The organism is Capnocytophaga sp. oral taxon 332 str. F0381, from assembly GCF_000318275.2.
Classification (GTDB): Bacteria; Bacteroidota; Bacteroidia; order Flavobacteriales; family Flavobacteriaceae; genus Capnocytophaga; species Capnocytophaga bilenii.
The window spans coordinates 20103-29784 of record NZ_KB291271.1 but is presented as its reverse complement, the minus strand read 5'-3'; the positions used below and the strand labels follow the sequence as shown (position 1 = coordinate 29784).

Sequence of the window (9682 nt, the reverse complement as noted above, 5' to 3'; positions counted from 1 at the left end):
GTTAAGGGGGGATGTTAATAATCAATTAGTTACATAAATATTCTGTTTATTACTAAGCTTGTTTTAAGCTAAAACAAAGCTTTTCAGGCAATCTCATCAAAAAAATAACTATATTTGCCTAAAAATAGGCATATTATGAGAACAGTCATTCAGAAAGTAACACAAGCTTCGGTAGTTATTGAAAATCAAATCGTAGCCTCTATTAATAAAGGATTATTAGTATTAGTAGGTATAGAAGACACCGATAACAATGACGATATAGCGTGGCTATCGGCTAAGATAGTAAATTTACGCGTTTTTGAAGATGATAAAGGAGTGATGAACCTCTCAGTAAAAGACGTTGATGGTCAGGTGCTTATTGTCTCGCAATTCACCCTCCACGCCGCTACTAAAAAAGGCAATCGCCCCAGCTATATTAGGGCAGCCCGTCCAGAAGTAGCTATCCCTATCTACGAAGCCTTTATAAAGCAAGTAGAAACCCTATTAGGCAAGAAAGTACCTACAGGGCAATTCGGAGCAATGATGCAAGTAAACCTATCTAATGACGGTCCCGTAACTATCCTCATAGACACTAAAAATAAAGAATAAAAAAATCCCTCTGAACGCATCGTCAGAGGGATTTTCCCTATTTTAGAATTTCTATATCTACCTGTAAGACCCCTTGGTTTTTATGTTCGCTAATTTCCATAAAAGCCTTTTTGCTCAAGTCTATCTCACGATCTTTGGTAAAAGGCCCTCGATCATTAATCGTTACAATTACCGATTTTCCATTAGTACGATTCGTAACCTTTACTTCAGTACCAAAAGGCAGTGAGCGGTGTGCCGCTGTGAGCTTATGGTTGCTAAAAATAGCCCCGCTGGCAGTTTTGCGCCCGTTAAATTTGTCGTGATAATACGAAGCTGCCACATTGGTTTTATAAGTCCCAGCTTCTGCTGCAGCCTTGTGGGTAGCTGCTTTATAGCTTTTTGCCTTTGTGGGGTAGTGGTGAGGGCTGGCTGTTGTGCACGACTGCAACAACAGCACCCCCGCTACCGATAATATATTACGTATCATCTTCCTTTTCATTATTTCTACTTTTAAGTTTAAGTTTTTTATTTACCTACCTTTAGCACCCATACTTTAGAGTTTTTAAAGTTAGGGCGTTGTAGCAAGTTAATCATAGCTTCACCTGCTTCACCTCGTGTGGCATATGGTTTTTCTATATACACATAAGTCATATCATTTTCAGGGTGTTTAAATGTCAAAGCATTGATACCCAAATTTTTGATATTTCTAAGCATTTCAAAAGCTCCTCTTGGGTTTTTATACACACCCACTACCACATAGTGTCCTTCAGGAATACCCCAACCAGCAATTTTATCCACTACCAATGTCATACGCTCGTTTAGCTGTTGCGTAAGTGTTTTAGGTTTCTTAGGCGTTGCAGGTGGTGCAGGAGGTTCTGTAGTTGCTGTCTTAGTTTCTGCCACAGGTGTTACAGGTTTAGGCGCAGGAGCAGGAGGCGGAGTAGGTTTCGGAGGCTCTGCTTTAGGCGGTTTTATATGGTGTTTTCCACCAAATTGGTACGAGAGCATCACATCATAGCTCCCTCCCAGTTCAGCCACATAGTTAGCCACTGTTTGCTCGTAGCCAAAACCAATGCTAAAGTGATTAGCAATATTAAAACCTAAGCCACCAAAAATCCCATATTTTCGGTCATAGCCCACGTAACCCCAGCCCATTTTAGCATCTAGCATCGCGTGAGCCCCATATTGGAAGTTATCGTTGCTCTTTTTGCCTTTCCCCATAAGGGTAAGTACAGCATCTTCCAAAAAGTCACTATTGCTATCCAAAGCGTGGCGATACATAACGTGAGCCGTAAGCGATTTTTCATTGAAAGGTACTGCCATTTCACCGGTAGAAAAAGCGTAGTCCAACAAGTTTTCCGCTGTAATACCAAAGTGAATTTCACCAAAGTTCATATCAAAACCTGGTTGAATATTGATGATATTAGCCCCCTTGCTATTCTCTATCAAAGGGTCGCTCACATTGCTGCGCACTTTGCTTTTATCAATACTTGTACGCGAAAAAGCTGCGTTGATACCCAAGCGCAAAAAGCTTTCATCGCCTATTTCCATTTGGTGTACAAAGTTACCCAAAATACCCGTATTGGCAAATATAGAAGCCGTACGTTGGAACAATAAGCCGTGAGCCATATCGTTTCCGTCATCGTGTACGTTCCTTTTACCAGCATCGCCCCCCCATTTGCGACCATAGGATAGCCCAAAGGTACTAAATTTATCATCTTTTACCCCCATCCATTGGCTGCGATAAAAGAGTGCCACTTGCGACTCGTTCTTGCCAAATATAGGAAAAGCAGGGTTCATCAGGTAAGTGTTATACTTCACAGCCGTATGCCCAGGCAGCTCATAAGGCAAATAATTTGCCGCATCTTGCCCCCACAACCACTGTGTGCAATATGCCAACACTACGATTGATATTTTACGAGTAATATTCATTTATATTTTTTATTTTAGTAGTGTAATCACACCTTTCTGTTTTTCACTGCCCCCTTCTATTACATAGATGAATTGCAATGAACGTTTTCCTAACTCCTTATAAGTATTTTCATCAGGCCAGTTGTTTTGATAGTTGGTAGTTGAAAATACCTCTTTGCCCTCTTGCGTATAGATAGTTACCGTTACATCAGGTTTGCAATACGCATCAGGAATTGTCCAAGTGTCGTTCACCCCATCACCATTAGGGGTTACTATATTAGGGATAATGGTAACTTCAAAAACATTCAGTTCAAAAGGCAGTTCATTTTTCCCTGCCGAAGGGCACGATTGTTCTTTTAGCGTATAGTTCCCTGCCATATTTTTAGAGTCTATGTTTAGCCTATTGCCATACATAGTAGTACCATTAGGCTTTGTCCATACAAAGTTGTTACCCCCTTCAGCGATTAGGTATTGCCCCACATTCACATCTATGTGGCGTTCGCGGTCAGAACTGTGTTGTGTAATTTCCTTACCGCGGTTGCCGGTAGCACTGTATTGTACAATTTTCAGGTTGCCAGTGCGGTAATTTTCTATCTTGATGTGCGCACGCTTAGGGCAGCCTCCGTTATTAATTTCTAAGTAATATTCTCCCGTTGCCGATACGATAGCTGTAGGTAATTCGCTATTGATAGGCGTATCACTGCGGTAGTTAGCACTTGTTACTTTATACCATTTGTAAGAGAAACTATCCGCTGCCGATGAGGTAGGGTTAAAGCTTGTAGCCGCAACGGTAAGCGTAAGCGAACCACCAGTGCATAAGTAAGCCGTACCTTTAGTACCTTCCGAAGTGCTGATTTCAAAATCAGGAATAGGCGTAAAAGCTATAATTTTAGGATCTGATACCTTGATGATACTTGTGTTGTAAGTAACGCGCACGGCATAGCGAGCCGAATCAGAATTACCACTGCGGTTTACCACCAATTGTGAGCGTGTTTCGCCAGCGATATTGTTGCCGTCTTTTGTCCATTGGAAGTTGAAGTACTGAAAGTCAGCTCTTTTTATCACTATCTCATTACCTGCACTACTTTTAGTAACAATTTGTTGTACTTCTAAAGTTGTCTGTGTGCGTGTTTCGCAATTAGTTGTTGCCAAGGTACCTACACGTATAGATTTAATGTCGGCTATTGTTTCAAAGTACACAGGAGTAAGCGTAATTTCGGTACCACAACCTCCCATATCAGTAAGTTTCACTTGGTATATATCCACCCCCACAGGCGCACTGCTAATGGTAAGCCTTGCCGAAGTTTCACCAGGAATTACTACCCCGTTCTTTTTCCACTCAATAGTAGGAGTTACCATATTGTGTGATACTTGTAGCACGTTGGTCTTTCCGTTGTAATAAATTTCGTGGTCGTTAGTATCTACCCAATGTGCGGTTACCGTATTTTTTTTCACTACAATAGCTGCCGAAGTAGCAGGGCAACCCCCTGCATTAGCTGCCATATTTGCGTAGAATACCCCCGAAGAGTTTGCTACGTATTCCGTTTTTCCCTTACCTTGTGCCACCTGCACATTGTCTTTAAACCAAGTGTAGATAGTATTGCTGTTAGCTCCTGTAGTAATGGTAAGGGTAGCTGTATCGCTACAATATTCCAATGATGAAGCTCCGCCGTTTATTTTTAGTGCATTAGCATCTTTCAGCTTTATATTCAACTCGTTAGAAGTCGGGATACTTGTATAGTTAGGCGCGGTAGTTTTCACGCGGTATTTGCCATTTTCAGCAGCACTGCTCAGGGTAATTTCAGTAGTATTAGTACCCACATTTGCGTAAGAGCCCGTTGTATTGCCTTCCCATTGGAAAGTAAAGAAAGAATAGTCCGAAGGGTCTACTGTAAGCTCTTGGCTACCCACCTGTGCCGTAATTTTATCAATAGTAACCGTCATACGGTCATAGGTACAATCCTGATAAGCCGATTTGTGTTTTACACTCACCTTGAAGTTAGTAGGCTGTGTAAGGTCAATTTCATTGGTAGTAATCGTAACAGGGCAACTACCTGTTTGGGTTACTTCCACCTTATATTTGCCCGCTGTTGTAGCCGAATAGGTGGCTGCTGTAGCTCCCGCAATTTCGGTGCCGTCTTTAAACCATTTATAAGTAGGTGCTTGTGCCGTAGTACTCACCGTAAAGAGCCTTGTTTTACCAGGCATTAGTACGCCACCCCCGCTGCTTAGCAAGGTAGCCTGCACATTGTCTTTGCGGGTAATCTCAATTTCGTTAGAGCGCACATCGCAGCTTCCACCGCTACCCATTTGCACGTAGTATTTGCCCGCTTTGTTGTTAGGAGCGGTAAAAGAATAGTTGTTATCCCCTTGTGTTTCACCCACTTTGGTGTCGTTATAGAACCAAGTGTATTTGCTACTGCTATTGGCAGGGGTAGCCGTAAGGGTAAAAGATTCGGTAGTACACACCGCTGCCGATGAGGTAGTGAGCGTAACTACTTGGTTGCCCGATACGTCTACTGTGGCGTTGTTAGAGCGTGCATTCACAGCCCCCGAACATTCACCATAGTCTATGATAGCGTAATACTTACCAGCAGTAGTAACGGTATAGGTAGTGCCAGCATCCGAAGCCAAAAGGGTGTCGTTACCTGGGGCACCAGGGTCTTTCATTTTATACCATTTGTAGCGGTAGTTAGTAGGTGTTTTACCACCAGGTAAGGCAGAAACTTTTATAGCTTGTGTATGCCCAGGGCAAAGTGTAACAGCCGCAGGCGATATGGTAAAAATACTAGTAACATCTTGAAAATGTACTTCAAATTCTTCACCTGTTTCTTTTTGTCCGTTGGGTAGAGGTATTTCCCATTGGGCAACCTTCTCTTGGGCAGGACTCGTACTTCTCACCCGCAATTTAAATTTCTTCCCTTGGGTAGTAGTAGGAAACTGAATATTGGTAACCACTTCACTACGTCCATTTTTGTTTTTAACACGTTGAAGCTCAACAGCATTCGTAAAATCACCATTAGCATCCGATAGCTCAATAATGTATTGGTTATCACCATTAGGGAATGGAGGCTGCCAAGCTATCGTTACTTTAAACGAGTTGAAAGTAGCACGAGGACAAGCGTATTTAGAAAAACCTAATTTCACTGATTTCAGCGTCCCTTGCGTTTGCCCATAAGCTACGCCCAGTGCGCTAAAACAGCAAAATAGTACCAAAAAATAAGTTACGTAATTTTTTACTCTCATCTTTTCCTTTGTGTAATTTAAAAACATTGTTAAATGATATAAGGTATATTTGTCTACTATAATCGCACAAAAGTACAAAAAAAATATCATATAAAAAAATACACCTCTTTTTGTGCAAACCTATAATAGGCACTCTGCACTACACAAAAATAATGCCATACTGTTTTCTACTCTATTCTAATCAATTGTATATAAGTCATTTAAAAAGTTTATACTCAATACCTAAAACACACAAAGACACGCTACCTGCCTAAAAAACAGATAGAAAACTTATGTTTTTTTTAAATATAATTTATGAAATCTTTAAGAATAAAAAGGCTGTTTCTATTTTTTAACTTTTTGTCCCGCTTGGCAAATGATACTGATAGCGTTTCCCCCAAAGCCAACGGCGTTCAGCATAATGTATTCTAGTTTTTCGGGTACTTGTGCTGGTGCAGCAAGGTAAGGCACCCCCTTGAAGCTATCGGTTTGCAGCATCTCAATAGCCATTGCCAAACTCAAAGCACCACTTGCTCCATAGGTATGTCCGTGCTGCCATTTGTTGTTGGTAAGCAGCGGCATTTCAGCCCCAAAAACTGCCCCAATAGCATTGGTTTCGGCAATATCACCTTTAATGGTGCCAGTAGCGTGAGTGATAATCACATCAATACGGGGAAAACCAGCACTTTCCAAAGCCCGCCGCATCGCCTCCTGCAAGCAATACCCTTCAGCCGAAAGCGATACACTATGGGTAAGAGTTTCAGTAGCAAAGCCTATCCCTACGATATATGCCAAAGCCTCCTCACGCGCTTCAGCCTCTAAACCAAAACAAGCAGCTCCTTCGCCCAATACCATTGTATTTTGTTTTTTGTTCATATCCAAAGGGCGACAAGGGTAGGGCAGGGGCAAAGAGCTATATATTTTCAGAGCCTTCACCTGTGCAATCGTAAAAGGGGTAAGGGGTGCTTCACTACCGCCTACTAAAAATTTCCGTTCCATACCACTTTGCAACCACGCTGCCGCATTAGCCACCCCGTGTAAGGCTGTAGAACAAGTAATAGAATGCGACATACTAAAGCCCCCACAGTTTAAATCTTGAGCCACCCAGCTACTCACATTGCCCAAAGTAGTAGTAGGCGAAGCTAAGGTTTGGCAGTAGCCATTAGTAAGAAAATCAGAATGATGCAGTTCAAAAAGAGAAGTAGCCCCCCGTGACGAACCAATATTTACCCCAAAGCGTTCGCCCTGCTGCCATCCCGCTTTAGCCACAGCCATCCGTGCAGTGTGCAAGGCGTAGAGTACCGAAGGGTCTAAAGACTCATAAACCTTTTTAGAGAAGCGCAAAGCCTCGATAGTTTCTTTATCCGCAGCACCCAGAGCCCCCACAGCAGTAGGAGTATCGCAAAGCGTATTGTTAAGACTTATACAAGGTGCCGCCAAGCGGTGATAACCCATTATAGAGATTTTCATAATCAGTTTTAAATTTTGCAGCAAAGATACGAAATAATGATGAATGCTAAATGCCCCCCAATTCACAATTCAAAATCTGCCAAACCTTCAGCGAAGGTTCAGCGAAGGATAAGCGAAGGATAAGCGAAGGAAAGTCGGCGAGCTGGCGCAGCGAGTATATGACAAAGATAAGGGGAATATAAGGGAAAGATAAGCGTTTTTTTACCCCCAATTCAAAATTCATAATTCACAATTTATAATTGATAATCAACTGCTTACAAAAAACTTTACCATAGTAACTGAAATTTTAACAGTACTATGTATTGCATAATACTATTTTTTACCTATCTTTGCAACAAATTTATAAATCCCTTTTACTATGGAAGAAATCAATACCGAAAAAATTAAGACCCAAATGCGAAAAGGTATCTTAGAAATGTGTATTCTTTCCGTCATTGATAAAAGCAAAGAAGCCTATGTATCCGACCTTATCGAAACGATGAAAAACGCCGATATGATAGTAGTGGAAGGCACACTCTATCCGCTACTCACCCGACTGAAAAACAGCGGATTGCTCAATTACCAATGGAAAGAATCTCCCACAGGACCTCCCCGTAAATACTACGTACTTACCGACAGCGGCAAACTTTTTTTAAGCGAAACCCTAAAAGCGTGGAGCGAATTACAAACAATGATTAACAAAATAATTTAAAACACTATGGACAAAATCAAAAATATCAGCTTAGGAGGCTTTTCTTTCCTTATAGAAGAAAATGCTTACACTGCACTGAGTCAATACCTTGCTCAGGTGCGCCAACATTTGTTACACAATCCCGATCGCGATGAAATCATCTTTGATGTAGAACAACGTATGGCTGAGCTCCTCAAAGACCGCATCGCCAATCGTGAAGTAGTTATGCAGCACGATGTGCTATACCTGATAGAAGTACTCGGCAAACCCGAACAATATGTAGAAGAAGAAGAACAGCAACAACCTAATAGCTCTGCCGATGCTACTTCGCAAAACTTTTCGGCTACCAAACCACTCTATCGCGACATAGACGACCGCAAAATAGGAGGCGTATTATCAGGTATTGCACATTATTTCAGCATCAACCCCACTAAATTGCGCATCGCCTTTGCGATACTTTTTGCACTTTTCTTTACCTCTGGAGGGCGATGGTTCTTCCCTTTCCACTCAGTTAGTTTCGTTATGTTAGTCTTATATCTCATCTTTTGGATAGTCGTACCTGCAGCTGTTACTACTGCACAGAAGTTGGAGATGCAAGGCACAGCCGTTACTCTCGATTCCCTCGCTACTTATAAGGCAAATACTCCTCCTGCAACCCCTTCCAACAGCACCGCTCCCAAACGCAATTCGCTGCTGCTTACAATCATTTTTGCCGTGTTGGCTCTGCCTTTGCTTTTCACCCTTGTAGCAGTAATTATGGGTATATTTGGGCTCACCTCTGCCAGCGGACTCTCGCTCTTGGTGCTTAACGATTACCTCCCTTTCCTGATAAGCAACTATACCCAGCGCATTATGCTTTATGGCAGCGTGTTTTTGCTGTTATTAGTACCTATTTCGTTGCTTATACTTGTAATCGTTAGGCTCAGTTATAAGCGCTTTCGCAGCACACGTTTGTGGGGCATCCTCACGCTGGCAGCCTTCATCGGCGGACTTATAGGCTTGAGTATCAGCGGAACAACTATCGCCAAAAGTTTTTTAGTTCAGAACCACATTGAGCGCAAAATCAGTATTCCCACCACTGCCGATACGCTCTATCTCAGCATCAAAACTAAGCACGGCAATAGTTTAGCCCTAACGGTTGATACCGATACACTCTTAGTGCAACACGAGTCGTACCTACGCAATATTTTGCCTACTAACGAAGCCGAACCCTACTTGCTATGCAATCAAACCGCTATGGGCAAAACACATAGCCAAGCCGCTCAAAACGCTAAGAATATTCGTATACCCTTAGATATTAAGGATAACCATATTGCTATACCAGATTATTACGAGATTATTAGGGGCAACACCTACCGTGGTCAGAGTGTACACTACCAGCTATACCTTCCTGTAGGCAAGTATATAAAAAGTGCTAAAAAAGGCGAACAACCCTATACCAAATCCCCACATCTCCTCCTCGAAGACGGTCTTTACCAAATGACTAAAGACTCACTACGATTAGTCAATAAAAAATAAGATGCTCAAAAAAGCACATTACGCACAGAGGGTGTTAACATCCCCCCTTAACACATACTCCATGCGCCAGCCTCGCGGACTTCCTTCAAAAGGGGGGAGATGCCGAAGTAGGACTTCCTTCAAAAGGGGGGGAGATGCCGAAGTAGTACTTTTAAAGACTTTTTGGATAGCTTCAGTGGTAGGTGTGAGTAGGTACGAGCTACAAGCTCGCACCAGCGGGGGGAGAGTAGGTACGAGCTACAAGCTCGCACCAGCCGGGGATTGGCAGCAAGCTCGCATCAGTGGGGTTAACATCCCCCCTTCCCCCCTTCAAAAGGGGGG

The 9682-nt window shown here is 42.4% G+C and carries 9 protein-coding genes; 4 read left to right on the top strand and 5 right to left on the bottom strand.

Annotated features, from left to right (window positions below; translation table 11 throughout):
• The first annotated feature begins 135 nt into the window (after window positions 1-135).
• Window positions 136-588, top strand: coding sequence for a D-aminoacyl-tRNA deacylase (dtd, locus tag HMPREF9075_RS02795; protein WP_009414959.1), 453 nt, complete (start codon window positions 136-138; stop codon window positions 586-588).
• Window positions 589-625: 37 nt separating this feature from the next.
• Here the strand turns inward: dtd and HMPREF9075_RS02790 are convergent, their stop codons facing one another.
• From HMPREF9075_RS02790 to HMPREF9075_RS13075, 5 genes are all read right to left on the bottom strand, one after another.
• Window positions 626-1066, bottom strand: coding sequence for a septal ring lytic transglycosylase RlpA family protein (locus HMPREF9075_RS02790; protein ID WP_009414958.1), 441 nt, complete (start codon window positions 1064-1066; stop codon window positions 626-628).
• 26 nt (window positions 1067-1092) lie between these two features.
• Window positions 1093-2499 (bottom strand): PorP/SprF family type IX secretion system membrane protein, encoded by a 1407-nt coding sequence (locus HMPREF9075_RS02785; RefSeq protein WP_009414957.1) that lies wholly within the window; start codon window positions 2497-2499, stop codon window positions 1093-1095.
• 9 nt (window positions 2500-2508) lie between these two features.
• Window positions 2509-5724: a gliding motility-associated C-terminal domain-containing protein gene (locus HMPREF9075_RS02780; protein WP_034556585.1), complete on the bottom strand. Its 3216-nt coding sequence runs from the start codon at window positions 5722-5724 to the stop codon at window positions 2509-2511.
• Window positions 5725-6048: 324 nt separating this feature from the next.
• Window positions 6049-7173: a beta-ketoacyl synthase N-terminal-like domain-containing protein gene (locus HMPREF9075_RS02775; protein ID WP_009414955.1), complete on the bottom strand. Its 1125-nt coding sequence runs from the start codon at window positions 7171-7173 to the stop codon at window positions 6049-6051.
• A 46-nt stretch (window positions 7174-7219) separates the two neighbouring features.
• The gene (locus HMPREF9075_RS13075) at window positions 7220-7396 is read right to left on the bottom strand and encodes a hypothetical protein (RefSeq protein WP_009414954.1); all 177 of its coding nucleotides are present in this window, start codon (window positions 7394-7396) and stop codon (window positions 7220-7222) included.
• A gap of 135 nt (window positions 7397-7531) precedes the next feature.
• Here HMPREF9075_RS13075 and HMPREF9075_RS02770 point away from each other — a divergent pair, with 135 nt between their 5' ends.
• From HMPREF9075_RS02770 to HMPREF9075_RS13720, 3 genes are all read left to right on the top strand, one after another.
• Complete coding sequence (locus HMPREF9075_RS02770) at window positions 7532-7864, top strand: PadR family transcriptional regulator (RefSeq protein ID WP_009414953.1); 333 nt, start codon at window positions 7532-7534, stop codon at window positions 7862-7864.
• Window positions 7865-7870: 6 nt separating this feature from the next.
• Window positions 7871-9361 carry a PspC domain-containing protein gene (locus HMPREF9075_RS02765; RefSeq protein WP_009414952.1) on the top strand — a complete coding sequence of 497 codons (1491 nt, stop codon included), beginning with the start codon at window positions 7871-7873 and terminating at the stop codon, window positions 9359-9361.
• A 61-nt stretch (window positions 9362-9422) separates the two neighbouring features.
• On the top strand, window positions 9423-9682 hold a 260-nt coding region (locus HMPREF9075_RS13720), incomplete at its 3' end, for a hypothetical protein (RefSeq protein ID WP_232305041.1).

Bases quoted from the DNA above. Each gene is read 5' to 3' on its own strand.
- dtd (WP_009414959.1), top strand. From the start codon at position 136: ATGAGAACAGTCATTCAGAAAGTAACACAAGCTTCGGTAGTTATTGAA.
- HMPREF9075_RS02790 (WP_009414958.1), bottom strand. From the start codon at position 1,066: ATGAAAAGGAAGATGATACGTAATATATTATCGGTAGCGGGGGTGCTG.
- HMPREF9075_RS02785 (WP_009414957.1), bottom strand. From the start codon at position 2,499: ATGAATATTACTCGTAAAATATCAATCGTAGTGTTGGCATATTGCACA.
- HMPREF9075_RS02780 (WP_034556585.1), bottom strand. From the start codon at position 5,724: ATGAGAGTAAAAAATTACGTAACTTATTTTTTGGTACTATTTTGCTGT.
- HMPREF9075_RS02775 (WP_009414955.1), bottom strand. From the start codon at position 7,173: ATGAAAATCTCTATAATGGGTTATCACCGCTTGGCGGCACCTTGTATA.
- HMPREF9075_RS13075 (WP_009414954.1), bottom strand. From the start codon at position 7,396: ATGAATTTTGAATTGGGGGTAAAAAAACGCTTATCTTTCCCTTATATT.
- HMPREF9075_RS02770 (WP_009414953.1), top strand. From the start codon at position 7,532: ATGGAAGAAATCAATACCGAAAAAATTAAGACCCAAATGCGAAAAGGT.
- HMPREF9075_RS02765 (WP_009414952.1), top strand. From the start codon at position 7,871: ATGGACAAAATCAAAAATATCAGCTTAGGAGGCTTTTCTTTCCTTATA.